Source organism: Acidobacteriota bacterium (genome assembly GCA_018268895.1).
Taxonomy (GTDB): Bacteria; Acidobacteriota; Terriglobia; order Terriglobales; family Acidobacteriaceae; genus Edaphobacter.
In genome coordinates, this window is sequence record JAFDVP010000012.1 from 404,111 (window position 1) to 421,007 (window position 16,897).

A 16,897-nucleotide genomic window follows, 5' to 3' on the forward strand; every position below is an offset into this window, starting at 1 on the left:
TTGTGCCGCTACTTCACGCCCTTCGATGGGTCCCACGATCCCTGCTCCTTGCGGACGAAGACAATCTGGCCGATGTGATAGGCGTTGTGTGCTCCGACATGCGCAATGAGGCTGGCTTTTTGTGCTACGGTCGCGTCGTCGGCTGCTTCGACGGCCTTCTCCCACTCCGCCATGACCTGATCGAATTGCTTGACGAGGTCGTTCCACTGCTCGGGGGTGAAGTTGTTGAACGTCTCGTCGTTGTTGCCATTGAATTGCGCCGGCTTCTCGCCCTTGAACTGCATCAGTGCGCGCTTGTTCCAGTAGACGAGATGGTAGGTGAGCTGGCCGACGGAGTGATTGCCTTTGCCATCGGTCCAGCGCGCCTGCTCGGCGGTGAGACCGGCGATGGCGGTGTTGCCGGAGGCGAACCACTCCTGGGCGTTATGGGTGGAGCGGAGCTGCTCCAGCAAAACGCCTTTCAGGGTCGTGGGTGGCTTGGGCTGCGGCGTCTGCGCGGCGAGTATGCCGGGGAGCGTGGCGAACAAGAGTGCAAAAGCTAGCTTTCTCATGCGATTTCTGACCTCCTCGAAGAGAGTTTCAAAGTCCGTGTGACAGTTTAGAGAGGCGCGGTGGTCTGTGTAGCGCAGGTCACTGCTTTTCAGGCGGGATTGTGACGAGCGGCGGAGGTATACAGATGGACACCGAATTTCCTCCTCGCTCCAGATGGAAAATGCGCCGCGACAGTGCCATGCTTGGCAGATGAACCGTCGCGCCTGGCATCTCACCTTCCCCTTCCTATTGTTGGTGCTCCTCATCGCGGGACTCTCGCGTAGCAGCTTTGCCCAGAACAATCCGGGTTGGACGGAGCCGTTTCCTCCGCACCGCATCGTCGGCAACCTGTACTACGTCGGCAGCAAAGAGCTGGCGTCGTATCTGATCGTGACGAAGGAGGGGAACATCCTGATCAATTCGAGCCTTGAGAGCTCGGTGCCGCTGATCAAAAAGAGTATCGAGCAACTGGGCTTCAAATTCAGCGATACGAGGGTGCTGCTTATCAGCCATGCCCACTTCGATCACGATGCCGGCAGCGCGACCATCAAAGAGCTAACAGGCGCTAAATATCTGGTAATGGATGCCGACGTTCCCGTGGTGGAGGACGGAGGCAAAAGTGACTTCTTCTACGGCAAACAACCGAGCAACTGGTACAAACCGGCGAAGGTCGATCGCGTGCTCCACGATGGGGACATCGTGACACTGGGAGATGCAACGCTGGTAGCCCGGAAGACTCCCGGACACACCAGGGGATGCACGACCTGGACCATGACGATCAACGACGGCGGCCACCCCTTCGATGTGGTGATCGTCGGCAGCCCAAACGTCAATACCGGCTACAAGCTGGTGAATAATGCGGAGTATCCGCAGATTGCTACCGACTTCGCACGCACCTTCGACATCCTCAAGTCATTGCATTGCGATATCTTCCTGGGCGCTCATGGAGCGTACTACGGGCTGGAAGAAAAATACGCTCGCATGAAGCGGGGTGCACCAGCTGCCTTCTTCGACCCTGAAGGGTACAAGCGCTATGTGATTGATCGTGAAGGGGCTTTCAAAGCAGAACTGGCCCGGCAGCAGAAGGGACAGGCGCACTGAGCTGACGCGCGAAATTTTTCAAACCACGGAATGACAGCCTGTTTGGCTTCCTGTGGGAGTTCCCACGGAAGTATCAAAAAAACATTTGTTCCAAGTTCGGTTTCTACTTGCCAGCAATATCCTGCGAGGCCTATAGTTAGCGGTAACTTGCAGCAGGCCTGTATGGAGGATGAGATGTCTACAACAACAGTCGCACCGAATGCTCCCCTTGGAAAAGACATGGAGGAGTGGGACGAGTTTCTACAAGGCCGCTACAAGGAAGGTAAGGGGGAAGAGGAATTCCGCCAGTACGACGAGAAGGCGACACCCGGCGTCGCCGAGTTCTACCGCCTGAACCACCAGTACCAGACCTACGACTATGTAATGGCGAAAGAGAAGGAGTACTTCGGCCTGACCAAGGGCATGAAGACCATCTGGGAGGCGGCGGAGTTCCTGAACACCCTGGTCGACGACAGCGACCCCGATACCGACCTGACCCAGATTGAGCATCTGCTTCAGACCTCGGAGGCGATCCGCAAGGACGGCCACCCTCGCTGGTTTGTGCTCACGGGCTTTGTGCATGACCTGGGCAAGGTGTTGTGCCTGTACGGCGAGCCGCAGTGGGGCGTCGTGGGCGATACCTTCCCGGTGGGCTGCGCTTATTCCGACCAGATCGTCTTCCCTGAGTACTTCAAGGCCAATCCCGACCTGAACCACCCGGTCTACAGCACGAAGTACGGCATCTACGAGCCGAACTGCGGTCTGGACAACGTGCATATGTCGTTCGGTCACGACGGATACATCTATGAGGCGACGAAGAACTACCTTCCCGATTCGGCCCTGGCGATGCTGCGTTACCACTCCTTTTACGCCTGGCACCGGCACGGGGCGTACAAACACCTGATGAACGAGAAGGACAAGGAGAGTCTGTACTGGGTGAACCAGTTCAATCCGTATGATCTCTACTCGAAGGGCCACACCAAACCTGACCTCAAGGAGTTGAAGCCCTACTACAGCGACCTGTTTGCCGAGTTCTTTCCGGAGAAGATCGCCTGGTAGCCAACCAGACCACTTAACGGCGAAAGGCCCTGGACTTGAAATCCAGGGCCTTTTGCTTTGCTTCGATGACCGCTCGATTGGGTTGCCGAGTTACCGCTTATTTACCTGAGGTTTATCTCACTACGGCAAGATGGTTCTAGACAAATGCTTCATGTTTGGTCATAAATTTACGTTTTCGCTAAACTTGCAGTATTCAATATATAAGTATTTTGTTTTCAATAGTTAAATTCAACAACTCATAAATCTACGTTATCGTTACCGTTGACGAATTTGTATTGACAGCGCTCATTCGACATCGGTAGTGTTGCGCGTGGAATCGAAAAACAGACCCAACCATGCCCCTTCCAGGATTTCGTTACCTGGAGACATGAAAGTTGTGGGACGACTTCAACCCTTTGAGATCAGAGATACGGGAAGCAGCAGACGTAGCAAATTTGAGAGGCAAGCTATGAACTTCAATCGAACTTTCACTTCATCGTCATCCGAGAAGTATGAATCATCTCCCAGCGGTCCTCTGGCGCGCATGTATCGAGCAACACGCGATGCGGCGATGTGGATCTTCACAGTTGTTGCAGTACTGGCATTGAGCGGCATCCCTGCCCTTGCGCAGTTTGAGTCGGCGTCCGTGCTGGGCTATGTGCGTGACGCCTCCGGCGCGGCAGTGCCCGGAGCGAACGTTACGCTGACCAACATTGGAACGAGCATCAAGCAGGTCAAGCAGACCGATGCCGAAGGAAAGTACGAGTTCCCGAGCGTGCAGATCGGCAACTACCAGGTTCTCGCCGAGGCACAGGGGTTCGATAAGGCCCGCACCGAAACCTTCACCGTGCAGACAAATGCCCGTCAGCGCGTGGACGTCAACCTGAAGGCCGGCTCGGTGACTTCCGAGGTAACGGTCACTTCGGCGGCGCAGTTGCTGGACACGGAGACGAGCTCGCACTCCACCGTCATCGGAACCAAGCAGGTCGAAGACCTGCCGCTGAATGGCCGTTCTTACGCCGACCTCGTTCTGCTGGTTCCCGGCGCCCGCAAGTCCCTGATCGAGAACACGACTACCTCCAGTCGCGAGGGTTCATTCAACATCAACGGATTGCGCTCGGCCTTCAACAACTACCTGCTCGACGGTCTGGACAACAACAACTACGGCACGTCGAACCAGGGCTTCGCTAACGAAAATATTCCGCCGTCACCTGACGCCGTCAACGAGTTCCGCGTTGAGACCAACAACTACTCGGCCGAGTACGGCCGCAGCCCTGGCGCCGTGATCAATGCATCGGTCCGCCGTGGCACCAATCAGTTCCACGGCCGCGCCTGGGACTACGTCCGCAACACCAGCTTCAACGCCATTGGGCCGTTCCTTGCCACTGGCGCAACCAAGCCCAAGTTCATCCGCAACCAGTTTGGAGGAACCTTCGGCGGCCCGATCTGGAAGGACCACACCTTCTTCTTCGCCGACTACGAGGGTGTGCGTCAGATCTTCAACAACCCGAGTGCCAGCTCCACACTGCCCTCCAACAACCAGCGCAACGGCCTGTTCTATCTCAACGACAACGCCACAAACCCAAGCAATGCAATCCCGCTGCAGAACCCCATCACAGGCAAGAAGTACCTGGGCCAGATTCCCACGGCGGATATGACGCCATTCGCACGTGCTGTGATTGGAGCCTTGCCAACGGCCAACAACTCGGCCATTCTGTCGAACAACTACGCCATCACGCCGCGCGGCATCATCAACGACGACAAGGGTGACGGCCGCGTCGATCACACCTTCAACGATCGCTGGACCATCTTCGGCCGCTACAGCCAGCACCAGGGCTACATCTTTGATCCTCCCAGCATCCCCGGACGCGCGGGCGGAAACTCGAACGGCAACGTCAATATCAAGAACAAGAACATTGCCGGTGGCGTCACCTGGACGATCGCGGCCAACAAGCTGCTCGACGTCCGCTTTGGCTGGTCGAAGAACGAAGGCGGCAAGTTCCCCATCGGTCAGGGACAGAGCTCGATGCTCGTGGAGAATGGCATCACCGATGGCCTGCCAACCGACCCGCTGGTCGTTCGTTCTCTAAATGCGCAGTCCGTGACTGGTTATTCGCAGTTTGGAGCGCAGCCGTCGAATCCTCAGTTCCAGAATCCGACGATCTACAACCCGAAGGGCAACTTCACCTGGATCAAGAGCAAGCACTCCATGAAGTTCGGCTACGAGTGGCAGGCCGTCAACACGGTACTGAACGACTTCAATCCCAGCTATGGCCAAGACAACTATCAAGGTCAGTACGCGGCTGATAAGTCAACCAACGGCGGCAATCCGGCGAGCACCACGATTGCCGCAGGCGCGCCGTCGCTTAGCTCTCAGTTGCAGCAGGCACAGAACCTGGCCGACTTCATGTTCGGCAATCGTTCGGCCTACTCCATCACCACCTACGCTGTCGTCAACCTGCGCCAGCGCTACAACTTCATGTACTTCCAGGACGACATCAAGGTGTCGCCGAAGCTGACCATCAACGCCGGTCTGCGTTACGAGATCGTGACGCCGCAGTACGAGAAGGACAATCGTCTCTCGAACTTTGATCCGGCGACCAAGTCGCTGATTCACGCCCGCAACGGCGGCGTCTACAGCCGTTCGCTGGTCAACACACCACTGAACAACTGGGCGCCTCGCTTCGGCTTCGCCTACTCGGCAGATGACAAAACCGTCATTCGTGGAGGCTACGGCATCGTCTACACGCAGTGGAACCGTGCTGGCGGCGAGAACAACCTCACCTACAACGGCCCCGATGTCGTCAACGCGAACATCTCTCCTCAGGTTGCTCCAACAGCAGCCGCGCTCTGCGTGAACGACACACAGCTACAGTCCGCCTGCTTCCGTCAGACGCAGCAGGGCTATGCGTCGAACCTGACCACAGCCGCTTACTTCAACCCGCTGAACGTGCTCTCGCGCTACATTCCGAAGAACTTCAAGACGGGCTACGTGCAGCAGTATCAGTTCGGTGTCCAGCGTCAGCTGCCCTATGGCATCACTGCTGATCTGGCATACGTCGGCAACAAGAGCACTCACATGCAGATTTTGGGTGACTACAACCAGGGCACTCCTTGCCGTGGCGCCGGTTGCGCTACAACGCTGCAACCTCGCCGTCCGATCTCGAACTTTGCCGGTATCGAGGTTGCTTACGGTGGCGGCACTGCCAACTACAACTCACTGCAGTTCAAGCTGGAGAAGCGCGCCTCGAAGGGCCTCTACCTGCTGAACTCGTTTACGTGGAGCCGCTACTTCGATATCTCCTCGGGCCATCTGGAGACCTCGAACGGCGACACCTCACGCGTCAACTTCGCCAACCCAAGCCGCGACTACGGCCCGGGTGGATACGATCAGCCTCTGGCCGATACTCTCTCCGTCGTCTATGACCTTCCCTACGGTCACGGACATCAATGGGGCGGCTCATCGGGGCGGCTGGTCAATACCGTTCTTGGCGGATGGCAGCTCACACTCATCAACACCATGACCAGCGGTCTCCCGCTCAACGTCACCTACTCACTGGCCAACAGCAACCCGATGTATGTCTCCGACCTGGTCAATTACCGTCCCTACCGCGTAGCCGGTCAGCCGCTCTACGGCACGACCAAGACCAAGACGGCGACGGCACTGTCGGGTTACTTCAACGGCAGCGCGTTCCTCCTTCCCACCGATGCGTCGATCACCTCGGCCGATCCGTGGGGCAACTCCTCACGTAACCTGGCTCGTTCCAATGCCTTCTACCAGGCCGACCTCGGCCTGCACAAGGCGTTCCCACTCTGGAGCGACAGCTCGAACCTCGATTTCCGTGCCGAAGCGTTCAACGTGCTGAACAAAGTCAACTACATGGGCTCCAATACTACGTTTGGCAGCTCCAGCTTTGGACAGATCACCACTGCGTTCCCCGCACGTCAACTACAGCTTGCTGCGAAGTTTATCTTCTAAGCGAAGCTATTTTTTATCTGCGAAGGCGCCGTGTTGTTACGAACGGCGCCTTCATTTTTGAACCGGGCGTTCGTCAAGCCAAAGAGAGAACTTCAAATGTTGAGAAGCATTTCCATCGTAGCGGTTGTCTCCGCCGTCTTCGCCGCTAGCCAGAGCGCACCGGCCCAGCAACTATCGCAGTCAGTGCAGGACAAGATCGTGCGCCTGAACCAGATTCAGGTGATCGGCTCGCACAACAGCTATCACGCCGGGTTTGCTCCCAGCGAGCGGAAGTACATGGAGATGAAGAACCCTCGCGCGCTGCGTTCACTCGACTACAGTCATGCCCCATTGCCGGACCAACTTAGCGGCGGCGTTCGTCAGATTGAGATCGATGTCTTTGCCGATGCCAAGGGTGGCCGCTTCGCGCACCCGAAGATCGACGCAGCTACTGTCAAGGCCGGTCTGCCCGCCGACCCCGAGTTCGATCCCGAGCACGAGATGGACAAGCCGGGCTTCAAGGTCATGCATATGCAGGATGTTGACGAGCGCAGCACCTGCCACACCTTCGTGAAGTGCCTGACGATGGTGAAGACCTGGTCGAAGCAACACCCGAAGCATCTGCCGATCTTCATTCTGGTGGAGACGAAGGAGGGCGAGATGAAGGAGATGCCGGACGCGGTGAAGACGGAGCCATTTACGCCGGCAGTGTTCGACGGGCTCGACTCTGAGATACGCTCGGTCTTCAAATCGAACGAAATGATTACACCGGACGATGTCCGCGGAGACGCCGCTTCGCTTGAAGCAGCCGTGCTTGCCGGCAGTTGGCCGACGCTGGCCAAGGCACGGGGCAAGGTCGTCTTTCTGATGGACCAGCACAAGGCAGGCCCGGTCTATGCCGAAGGACACCCATCGCTCAAGGGGCGGATCCTGTTTACCAACTCCGATCCGGGGCAGCCGGAGACCGCGTTCATCGAGCAGAACAACGGGTCGCGCGAGGCGATCGACGCGCTGGTGAAGAAGGGCTACCTGGTTCGCACGCGAACGGATGAAGGCACGGAACAGGCGCGAACGAACGACACCACGCGCCGCGATCTGGCGCTTTCAAGCGGAGCGCAGATGATCAGCACCGACTATCCTCCGTCGGAGCCTTCGCCGTGGACGTCGTTCGTGGTGAAGTTTCCCGATGGACTGGTTGCGCGGTGCAATCCGGTCAACAAGCCTGCGCAGTGCGTGGATAGTCTTCTGGAGCCACCGATGGCAGCCGGCACCCGGAGATAATTCGTAAAGGAGTCAGAGGTCAAAATCGAACTACTGAGATTCTTCGCTGCGCTCAGAGCGACGATTTGTCACTCATACTGTGAGACTGGCTCGGGTTAGCGCTCGAGCCAGTTTTTTATGCGCGAGCGGTAGCCGCGGCTCATTGCGATTCTCTGGCCGTTGAGCAGGTGAACCCCATACTCTCCGTCTGTTTCAGGGCGAACCTCTTTGACATATTGCAGATTGACAATGGACGAGCGATGGACACGAAGGAAGGTATTGGGGTCCAGCTTTTCTTCCAGATGCGTCATCGTCTCGCGCAGCAGATGCGTCTCGGACTGCGTACAGATTCGCACGTAGTTCTCTTCCGCGCCGATCCAGCATATCTCCGAGACGGGGAGAAAGAGGATGCGTCCCTTGGATTTGAAGACGATGCGCGTGGTGTACTGGTTCGCGTCGGCGCGTTTACGAAGGGCAGCCTGCGGGTCCTGCTTGATGGCCTTGATCTGGTCCATGGCGCGCTGTGTCGCGGAGCGGAAACGGTCGAGAGTAAAGGGCTTCAATAAGTAGTCGACGGCGTGAATCTCAAACGCACGCAGAGCATAGCGATCGTATGCCGTAGTAAAGATGATGCATGGCAGTTGCGTGCCTGGCGACGAAAGCTCGCCGACGACGTCGAACCCATCCATGTCGGGCATACGAACGTCAAGGAAGAGAAGGTCAGGCTTGGTAGCGCGCACCAAGTCAATGGTCTCTCCGGCGGTCGCGCCTTCGCCTACGATCTCGATCTCGGGAATCTCTCGCAAAAGCTGGCGTAACTTCTGCCGCGCCAGCACCTCATCATCGGCAAGGACTGCCTGAATCATCACACACCATACCCTGTTGTTTTTTCGATGGGGCTTGCCGCAAAGCGCAGCGGAAGCGTCATGACAACCTGAACGCGGTTGTCATCGATCTGGGACATAGAAAAGCTGTGTTCACCGCCATAGTGCATCAGCAGGCGTTCCCGCACGTTGGAGAGCCCTACGCCGCTGCCGTTGGCGGAAGATGGAGGAAGAATTCCCACGCCGTTGTTCGTTACCGTGAGTTGAAGAGCAGAACCGCGCGGTTCTGCTTCAATTGAGAGCAGGCCGTTGGAACTGAGCCGCGAAAGACCGTGCGCGTAAGCATTTTCGACGATCGGCTGCAGAATCATCGAGGGCACAAGCGCATCGTGCACGCGGGGATCGACGTTCATCGTCTGCCTTACACGCCCCGCGTATCTTCGGTCCTGCATTGCCAGGTACATCTCGATAAATTCCATCTCGTCGCTTAATGGGATGAACTGCGCGTCGCCGCGATGCAATGTAATACGGAGGAGGCGACTGAGTTGTTCCAGCATGAGATCGGCGGCCGCGATGTCAGTGCGCATGAGGCTGGATACGCTGTTCATCGTGTTGAACAGGAAGTGGGGGTTGAGCTGCATCCGCAACGCGCGCATCTGCGCATGTACCAGTTGAGACTGAAGTTGCGTTGCAATGCGTTCCTTCTCGCGATAGCGAAGGTAATAGCCGATGCTGCGAAAGAGAACGAAGGCCGACCAGAAGATGACGAGGTTGTCGAGAAACTCTGCGTCAAGCTGGAACGACAGGCGTTGCAAAAACGGCATCGGTGGCTTACCAATCGGGATTTGGGGAAAGAGCGAGACCCAGATCGCTTCTTCCAAAACACTGACAACGATGCTTAGCGGAAAGAAAAGCAGGAGCAACTTCTTCCAACCGGCGTTGTAGATGTGCGATCGAAGCGTCCACCAGCCGACCCAACAGAGCACACCCCAGATGAAGTACTGCGCGCCCCAGGCCTTCAACAGAAGACCGAGCGTGAGGTGCATGTTCCAGAGTCGCGCGTGGATCCACTCCTGCAAGGCAAAAAGAAACCCAAGGGAGGTGGCCCCGGAGATAAAGACCAGGGGGTGCATCAACCACGGCTGGTTCGTTTCTTTTTTCCAACGCGAGAATGTCAGGTGAGTGGACCTCCCCTTCCTCAATGAATCGACAGTTGCTTCGCCCCTGCCACGACGCAAACAAACCTCAGAATGCCACTTGCGAACAGACGTTGCTTCTGGCCGGAGAGGGGTGCCGGACGATGCCGTGGCCGGATGGAACGTAAGCCACTGCCGCATAGAGCAGAACTGAGACGAAGATAGATTGCTTCCAACTGAAAGAGTGCATACTCTCCTCCCGAAGAATGTTTATCCAGCTACAGCCGGCTTGCAGTCCATTAATCTGCGGCAGAAGAGACCGTTGTCTCTTACTGCTTAAAAAATATGATGGGGCCAGAATCCGGTGATAAATGGACTGAGGCAGATACGGTTCTGTTATCAGCCTTGTACAGTTTGACAGCGGATCAATAAGCTGGACAGGACGCGTACGCAATCCGTCACCGGAATTCGGCTGTTCGTCACAAAGCCACGCTGCGAGGAGAGCTAATTCGCGCGCTGTACTACTCCTCTGCCGGTAAGCTGCTGAATCAGTTCGGTCTCATGCTTACGGTAGGGCGTCCCGTCGTGACGGAAGACCTCGTGAAACCAGATGGTTGGCTGAGAGAGAACATAGGGATGCTGCCAGGAGTCCCACGGAAGCCAGGTCTGGGTCTTACCTGCAACCAATCCCCAGTTAATCGCCCCGACATTTAACTTCTTCGCCAGTGGCAGGATGGTGTCGAAGGTGCTTCCTGCGCCTCGCGCCATGTACTCGGTGCAGATGACGGGGCGATGCAGTGGTTCAAGCTCGCGAACCCGGGCCTCGAACTCCTCCGGCCAACCATAGTTATGGAAGGTAATGACGTCGCTCTCGGCAAGCTGAATCTTTGTGACCGCATTCTCTTTCGAAGGGTCCGACCAATTGCCGTTCCACACGCCGCTGGTAAGAGGCTGTATGGGGTGAGCGGAGCGCGCCCAGGCGAAGGCCTTGGGCAGCATGGCGACTACAAGCTCCACCTTGTTCTTCGGCTCGGCGAAACGTTCGCCATTCGTATTGTCGGGCTCGTTCCAGATGTCCCAGGCGAGGATGCGGTCGTCGTTGGCAAAGGCTGAGACGACGCCGACGACGTACTCCTTTAACTTAGGCTCGTAGGCGGGGTTGGAGAGTTCGGGCCCGCCGGGGCTCTGCACCCAGCCTGAGTTATGAACGCCAGGGATCGGAGGATGCTGAGGTCCGGTGTGGGGATCGGCCTCCCAGCAGGAGTCGAAAAGAACGAGTATGGGGCGGATATGGTGCTTCGCCGCAATTGCAAGGAAGGCATCGAGGCGCTGGACAAATCCTTTGGGGTCCTGCTGCCAGAGCTGGTCCTGCAGGAAGACGCGCATCGTGTTCATGCCGATGCCCTCGGCAAGGCCCAGCTCACGGTCGTTGATCGCAGGATTGAAAGTTGCAGCCTGAAACATCTCGAACTGGTTGATGGCGTCCGAAGGGATGTAATTGGCGCCGACGAGCCATGGCTGGCTGGCATACCAGGCGTTTGCCTTCTCGTTTGTCCAGTGGGCCTGCGCGATCGAGGGAATTGTCAGGGCCAGTGAGGCCAGCGTGAGGGCAGATCGGCGGAGTTTCATATTGGACTCCCATGATATCGCGGAAGAGGTAGCAGATTTATCAACGATCCCGGGATGAAAACTCAAATAGAATCACTGCACGAAGAACAGGGTGGGGGTATGGTGGGTCGTTGGCCGAGATGGAAGCACGCGCTGGGAGCATGGGCCATGATGGGAGCCCTTGCACTGCCTTGCGCTGTTTGGTCACAGAGTCCAAAGGGGGGTGGGGGAAAGCTCAGGGTCTTCGTGATCGATGTGGAAGGCGGGCAGGCGACTCTATTTGTAACGCCAGCGGGACAATCTCTCCTGGTCGATGCGGGATGGCCGGATAACGATGGGCGGGATGCAAACCGTGTTGCTGCGGCGGTCAAAGAAGCAGGACTCCAAAAGGTCGACTACCTTCTGATTACGCATTACCACCTGGACCATGCTGGGGGTGTGGCCCAGTTGCTTGATCGGGTCAAGGTAGGGGCCGTTATCGACCATGGCGTTAATCGTGAGGATGACGCAGTGACGCAACGGACTTATGCCTCATTTGAAAAAGCCATTACTGCCAAAAAGCTGAAGCGCATTCTCGCCAGACCGGGAGACGTTCTACCGATTGTCGGCATGAAGGCCACCGTGGTGAGCTCCGATGGCAAGTTGATCGACACCCCGTTGGAGGGCGGAGGCGAGCAGAACCCGTACTGCAAGGACGCAGAGGTGAGGCCTCCGGACAACTCCGAGAACGGGCGTTCCGTCGGGATACAGATTGTCTTCGGCAAGCTGAAGCTGCTGGATCTCGGCGATCTGACCTGGGACAAGGAGATGGAGCTGGTGTGTCCGGTCAACAAGCTGGGGCGTGTTGATATTTACATCGTCTCGCACCACGGGATGAACCTGAGCTCAAGCCCAGCCATGGTCAACGCTCTGGGGGCGAGGGTGGCCATCATGGAAAACGGAGCCAGAAAAGGCGGCTCTGCACCCGCGATGGAGACGATAGGTAGCGCTCCCGGACTGGAGACCTTGTGGCAGCTTCACTTCTCTGAGGATGGCGGGCAGGAGCTGAACACTGCGGACGATTACATTGCCAATCTAGAAACTGACGCAGGAAGTTACCTAGAATTGCTGGGAAGCGGCGACGGAAGTTTTGACATACGGAACTCAAGGACAGGCGCCATTAAACACTATGCGCCGCCGGCGCAGCAGTAGATGCGCGTCGACAGGGCAGAGTGCATTTGTTACCTTTGTGAACAATGCGTTCCGCGACCCCTCGATCCACACCATCAAAATCGACGGAAAAACGATATTATCCAACGCCCGCGCTTGAGAAGGGACTGGATATTCTTGAGCTCTTTGCCAGCACCCCGGAAGGGATGACGGTCAGCGAAGTTGCGCGGCGGCTGAATCGCACGATGTCGGAGATCTTTCGCATGCTGCTGTGCCTAGAGCATCGCGGATATCTGGCGCAATCGGCCAACCGGGAACGATACCACCTGACACTACGGCTCTTCCGGCTGGGTCAGGAGCACCCGCCAACAAAACGAATGGTCACCGAGGCTTTGCCGATCATGCACGCGCTGGCGCAACAGACACGGCAGTCGTGCCACCTGGGTGTGCTTGACGGGGGACATGTCGTCATACTGGCGCAAGTGGATTCGCCCGACTCCACCGGACTTTACGTCAAAGTAGGTTCGAAGGTTGACCTGATGCACGCGGCGACGGGTCATGTGATTCTTGCCCACCAGTCGGAGGACTCCTGCGAACGGGCCATTCAGGAATGGGCACGCGAGACGCAGAAGAAGAAGCCTGCCGACCTGGACGATCACCTGGCGAAGATTCGAGCGCGGGGATATGAACGGCGGGCCAGCTACGAGATTACCGGGGTCGTCAATTTCAGCTTTCCCGTGCTGAACTCGCAGGGCAACGCAATCGCTGGCCTTACGATTCCCTACATCAAGCGCATCGAGGATTCGATTAACTCGACCGATATTGTTGACGCTCTGCGGGATGCGAGCCGTCAGATCTCCGATGCCATGGGGGCACTGACGGAGCCTGTTGTCGGCGAACTGACGCAGACGAGAAAGCGGCCAGCGAAGAAATAAGCAGATGGGCTATCGCAGCACAAACCCGTATAGCATGTCGCCAGCGGCCGCGACGACGTATTGCAGACCGTCAAGCTCGTAGGTGATCGGGCCATTGCTTACAATACTGCCCAGCCCCGCGTGCCATAGGATCGCACCCGTCGTTGCGTTGAAGGCAACCAGGTTTGCGGTTGTGTCGCCGGTAAAGAGCAGGTTCCCGGCTGTAGTGAGGATCCCTGAGCGGCCTCCGGCGCTGGGCCACTCGTGGTTCCAGCGCACCTTGCCGGTCTTGTAGTCGAGCGCGCGCAGCGAGGCGCGCGACCATCCGCCACGGTCGTTCCCTGCCCAGCCCTCGGGCTTCTTATTGTTGTCGTAGATGTAGTAGACGCTGTAGGCGTCGTAGGCCGGTACATAAAACAGTCCAGTTGCGGGACTGAAGCTGGGAGGATACCAATTGGCCGCTCCCGCCTGATTTGGAGCGACGAGCGCCCCATTGGGCTTCGCCATCTTTTCGGGATTCGGAATCGGTGAGCCTTTCGAGTCGACGCCAAGCGTCCAGTTCTGCTTGGCGAAGGGGGTGCTCAGCAGGGCCTTACCGTTCGTGCGATCGAGAAGGAAGTACCAGCCATTGCGGCTAGCCTGTACCAGCAACTTGCGTTTCTTGCCCTCGACGATACCGTCAATCAGAACAGGGGTCTGCACGGCGTCCCAGTCATGTGTATCGTGCGGGTTCGGCTGGAAGTACCAGACGAGCTTGCCGGTATCAGGGTTCAGAGCGCAGATGGTCGAGGTGTAGAGGTTCGCGCCGGGACGTGCGGCGCCATTGATGACGGGCTGCGCATTGCCGGTGCCGAAGTAATAGAGATTCAGTTCGGGATCGTAGGTTCCTGCAACCCAGGTCATGCCGCCGCCATGCAGCATGGCCTCGTCATTGGGCCATGTCTTGGCTTCAGGGTCGCCGGGGTTGGGGTGCGTATACCAGCGCCACTGCAACGCGCCGGTCTCGGGATCGTGGGCCTCGATGTAACCAGGGATGTCGAAGTCGTCGCCGCTGATACCGACCATGACATGGTTCTTGACGATGACCGGGGCTACGCTGCCGAAGTAGAACTGGTCCGGGTTGCCGATGGAAGCGTGCCACTTCTCCTTGCCGGTGTGGATGTCGATAGCGACCAGGTTGCAGTCTTCCGTCTCGAAGTAGACTGTATCGCCCAGGACGGCGGCACCGCGGTTGCCGATGCTCTCTCCGCCTTTGCTGGCCCAGTCGAACTGCCAAAGCTTGTGCCCTGTGCGGGCATCGACCGCCCAGACGTGGCTGGGAACGGTGAAGTAGAGGACGCCGTTGACCTCAAGCGGTGTGGCGGAGATGCGCCGGCCGCCGGCAGTTGTTGTCTCGACACGGAAGCTCCAGGCGAGCGATAGCTGCTTGACCGTCGTTGTATTGACCTTATTCAGCGGGCTGTAGCGACGGCCGGAGTAGTCGCCGTTGTACGTGGGCCAGCTATCGGTCAGCTTCGCCAGATTGGAAGCCGAGTCGGGCTTTGCCTGTGCGTAAAGCGCAGTCGAAGAGAGAAAGAGGGCAATTGCCGATGCAGTAAGCAGCTTCATTTCAGCGTGACCAGGTATGTCGTCAGGTTATGGATGTCGGTGTCGGTGTACTTGTCCAGCAGACCTTCGTGCGCGGCAAAGGGATTGACCGTCGTCACCTTGGTTCCGGGTATGCGGTTGAAGGAGAGGGTCTCGTCTGACTTTTCGCGAAGCGTCACGGTGAAGTCATCGATGCGGACGAGATCGCCGGTATAAGTCTTTCCCGAGGCCAGCTTAACGGTTACCTGCACCTTGCGTTTGACGAACAGCCCCGAGCCGGGAAAGAGGAACTTCTGCTGCAAGGCCGAGGGGGAGTAGCGCTTCCCCAACCCAGCAAAATCGCCGGTCGTCGAGTGGCACTTGCTGCAACCTCCCACGCCATTGAAGTATGCTTCGCCTGCCTTTGCGTCGCCGCTGAGCAGATTCGTCGGCTGGGAGTTGTAGCCGCTCCGCAGGATGCCGTTGATGGAAGCCGTAAGAAACTGCGAGAGGTCGCCAAGCTCTTTTTCGCCGAACTTGAAGTTATGGCCGGGCAGGGTTGTCAGCAGCGGGGCGAGCTCTTTGCCATAGAGCATCTGCCGCCGGTCATGCAAAACCGGCACCGAACGCAGCAGGTCGGGCGCGTTGGCGGTGCCGCGCGCATCGTCTCCGTGGCAATGCGCACAGCTGGCAGCGTAGATCTTCGATCCGCTCTCGGAACGCACTGGATCGACCGGGGACTGCGGGAACTGCGCGTGCAGCGTAACTGCACCGAGGCCGCACAGGACCGCCGCATACATAAACTTCAGGAATAGCTTCTTCACTCGATCCAACTCCGCGCCCAACGAGCGCTACTTGAACTTGCGCGTGCAATAAAAACGTCGTTTACCTTTATACTTGCTCGCTAGTACCAGGAGACCAGATGAATCGTCGAGAGTTCCAAAAAATATCAACGGCGGCGTGGCTTATGCCCTTTCTGACCAGACGCCATGGGTTCGCCGCACCGGCTTCTGCCGCCCCTGACGATAACGGCGGGCACAAGTTTTCCATCATGTTGTGGACGTTGCCGAAGGGACTTACCTTCGAGCAGCAGTTGGATTTGGCGGCAGCCGCCGGTTTCAACGGTGTCGAGGTGGGTAAAGAGTATGAAAAGTGGACTCCCGAGGAGTGGAAGCGGAACCTTGCCAAAAAACATGCTCTTGGGATCGAGGTCGATAGCGCAGTGCCCGGACGCAATGCGCTGGCCGATCACTCCAAGCGTACCGCTCTGCGCGACGACCTGATGGCCGCCATTCCCGGCGCGAAGGAGCTGGGCTGCAAACAGTTTATCTACACCGCGTACACCCGTGTTCCGGGGCAGACCCCGGAGCAACAGAGAGCGGCGATCGTCGATACGCTGAAGTACGCCGCAGACCTTCTGGAAAAAGACCAGATCGAGATCGTGCTGGAGCCGATCGATCTACTGGAACATAAACAGGAGGCGGTCACCAGTGTGGCTGAAGCCTTTGAGATTACACGCGCCGTAGGAAGCCCGCGGGTGAAGGTCCTGTACGACTTCTACCATGAGCAGCGACAGGCGGGAAACCTGATCGAAAAGCTGGAGAATAATATCGACCAGGTGGGCCTGGTACACATAGCCGACGTTCCGGGGCGCCATCAGCCGGGTACGGGCGAGGTGAACTATACCAATATCTACCGCAAGCTGGCGGAGTTACATTACAACCGCTATATCTGCATGGAGTTCTCGCCCGTGGGCGATCCGGTGACGGTCCTGAAAGCGGCGCGGCTTGAGGCCATTGCCGCGATGAAGGTGTAGCGCTCACATCTGTAGCG

General features: G+C 57.7%; 13 protein-coding genes. 7 read left to right on the forward strand and 6 right to left on the reverse strand.

Annotated elements, in window-relative coordinates; translation table 11 throughout:
* Nucleotides 1–8: 8 nt before the first annotated feature.
* Nucleotides 9–551, reverse strand: coding sequence for a DinB family protein (locus tag JSS95_15290; GenBank protein ID MBS1801176.1), 543 nt, complete (start codon nucleotides 549–551; stop codon nucleotides 9–11).
* A 190-nt stretch (nucleotides 552–741) separates the two neighbouring features.
* On the opposite strand from JSS95_15290, the gene bla reads away from it, so the two are divergent.
* From bla to JSS95_15310, 4 genes are all read left to right on the forward strand, one after another.
* A complete protein-coding gene (gene bla / locus JSS95_15295; protein MBS1801177.1) occupies nucleotides 742–1,632 on the forward strand; it encodes a subclass B3 metallo-beta-lactamase in 891 nt (296 codons plus the stop codon).
* Between the two features lie 174 nt (nucleotides 1,633–1,806).
* Complete coding sequence (locus JSS95_15300; protein ID MBS1801178.1) at nucleotides 1,807–2,670, forward strand: inositol oxygenase; 864 nt, start codon at nucleotides 1,807–1,809, stop codon at nucleotides 2,668–2,670.
* A gap of 523 nt (nucleotides 2,671–3,193) precedes the next feature.
* Nucleotides 3,194–6,628, forward strand: coding sequence for a TonB-dependent receptor (locus JSS95_15305; protein MBS1801179.1), 3,435 nt, complete (start codon nucleotides 3,194–3,196; stop codon nucleotides 6,626–6,628).
* A 96-nt stretch (nucleotides 6,629–6,724) separates the two neighbouring features.
* Nucleotides 6,725–7,888 carry a phosphatidylinositol-specific phospholipase C1-like protein gene (locus JSS95_15310; GenBank protein MBS1801180.1) on the forward strand — a complete coding sequence of 388 codons (1,164 nt, stop codon included), beginning with the start codon at nucleotides 6,725–6,727 and terminating at the stop codon, nucleotides 7,886–7,888.
* A gap of 95 nt (nucleotides 7,889–7,983) precedes the next feature.
* Here the strand turns inward: JSS95_15310 and JSS95_15315 are convergent, their stop codons facing one another.
* The 3 genes from JSS95_15315 to JSS95_15325 all read right to left on the reverse strand — a co-directional run bounded on the left by JSS95_15315 (nucleotide 7,984) and on the right by JSS95_15325 (nucleotide 11,456).
* Nucleotides 7,984–8,733 (reverse strand): response regulator transcription factor, encoded by a 750-nt coding sequence (locus tag JSS95_15315; protein ID MBS1801181.1) that lies wholly within the window; start codon nucleotides 8,731–8,733, stop codon nucleotides 7,984–7,986.
* Nucleotides 8,733–9,824 (reverse strand): histidine kinase, encoded by a 1,092-nt coding sequence (locus tag JSS95_15320; protein ID MBS1801182.1) that lies wholly within the window; start codon nucleotides 9,822–9,824, stop codon nucleotides 8,733–8,735. The genes JSS95_15315 and JSS95_15320 overlap by 1 nt, the downstream gene beginning before the upstream one ends.
* A 507-nt stretch (nucleotides 9,825–10,331) precedes the next feature.
* Nucleotides 10,332–11,456 (reverse strand): cellulase family glycosylhydrolase, encoded by a 1,125-nt coding sequence (locus JSS95_15325; GenBank protein MBS1801183.1) that lies wholly within the window; start codon nucleotides 11,454–11,456, stop codon nucleotides 10,332–10,334.
* Between the two features lie 147 nt (nucleotides 11,457–11,603).
* On the opposite strand from JSS95_15325, the gene JSS95_15330 reads away from it, so the two are divergent.
* Both JSS95_15330 and JSS95_15335 read left to right on the forward strand, forming a co-directional pair.
* A complete protein-coding gene (locus tag JSS95_15330) occupies nucleotides 11,604–12,626 on the forward strand; it encodes an MBL fold metallo-hydrolase (protein MBS1801184.1) in 1,023 nt (340 codons plus the stop codon).
* A gap of 44 nt (nucleotides 12,627–12,670) precedes the next feature.
* Nucleotides 12,671–13,519, forward strand: a complete 849-nt coding sequence (locus JSS95_15335) for an IclR family transcriptional regulator (protein ID MBS1801185.1) — start codon at nucleotides 12,671–12,673, stop codon at nucleotides 13,517–13,519.
* Between the two features lie 9 nt (nucleotides 13,520–13,528).
* Here the strand turns inward: JSS95_15335 and JSS95_15340 are convergent, their stop codons facing one another.
* Both JSS95_15340 and JSS95_15345 read right to left on the reverse strand, forming a co-directional pair.
* Complete coding sequence (locus JSS95_15340) at nucleotides 13,529–15,106, reverse strand: acido-empty-quinoprotein group A (GenBank protein ID MBS1801186.1); 1,578 nt, start codon at nucleotides 15,104–15,106, stop codon at nucleotides 13,529–13,531.
* Nucleotides 15,103–15,888 (reverse strand): cytochrome c, encoded by a 786-nt coding sequence (locus JSS95_15345; protein ID MBS1801187.1) that lies wholly within the window; start codon nucleotides 15,886–15,888, stop codon nucleotides 15,103–15,105. The genes JSS95_15340 and JSS95_15345 overlap by 4 nt, the downstream gene beginning before the upstream one ends.
* Nucleotides 15,889–15,986: 98 nt before the next feature.
* Between JSS95_15345 and JSS95_15350 the strand changes: the two genes are divergently transcribed.
* The gene (locus JSS95_15350; protein ID MBS1801188.1) at nucleotides 15,987–16,880 is read left to right on the forward strand and encodes a TIM barrel protein; all 894 of its coding nucleotides are present in this window, start codon (nucleotides 15,987–15,989) and stop codon (nucleotides 16,878–16,880) included.
* The last annotated feature ends 17 nt before the right edge of the window (nucleotides 16,881–16,897 follow it).